The sequence below is a fragment of the Microbacterium sp. Ru50 genome, from assembly GCF_002920555.1.
GTDB lineage: Bacteria > Actinomycetota > Actinomycetes > Actinomycetales > Microbacteriaceae > Microbacterium > Microbacterium arborescens.
In genome coordinates this window covers 1-387 of the sequence record NZ_PQSV01000079.1, presented here as the reverse complement: position 1 = coordinate 387, position 387 = coordinate 1, and the positions used below count along the sequence as shown (strand labels likewise).

Genomic DNA, 387 nt, shown 5'->3' with positions numbered 1-387 from the left:
TCAGCTGCCGGCGAGCTGCTGGTCGAGGTCCTGGATCGCGCGCATCATGCCCAGCAGCGACTCGGACATGTCGTTGATGCCATCGACCGCGTTCTTCAGACCCGTGGTGAGCTCGGAGTAGCCCTCACCGAACTTGCCCGACGCGTGCTGCGTCTTGAAGTCATCGCCCAGAAGCGTGTCGACCTGCGACTTCAGGGTGTCCAGCTGACCCTGAATGTCATCACGAGCCTGCGACAGCGAGCTCGCAACCTGCTCCATCTCGCCATAAGATGCACCGAAATCAGCCATGACGGCCCTCCTGAAAGTAGATGTCCCGACCCCCCTCCGGAGCCGACACCCAAAACCTATCGGCACCGATCACGCCAGGTCGATGGGGAGAACTCCCCA

Annotated in this window: 1 protein-coding gene; it reads right to left on the bottom strand. The window is 61.8% G+C overall.

Annotated features, from left to right (window positions below):
• Entirely contained in the window at positions 1-288 is a 288-nt protein-coding gene (locus tag C3481_RS16350; RefSeq protein WP_023953920.1) for a WXG100 family type VII secretion target, read from the bottom strand.
• Positions 289-387: the final 99 nt, after the last annotated feature.

Coding starts and splice junctions, on each gene's coding strand:
- C3481_RS16350 (WP_023953920.1), bottom strand. CDS start 288: ATGGCTGATTTCGGTGCATCTTATGGCGAGATGGAGCAGGTTGCGAGC.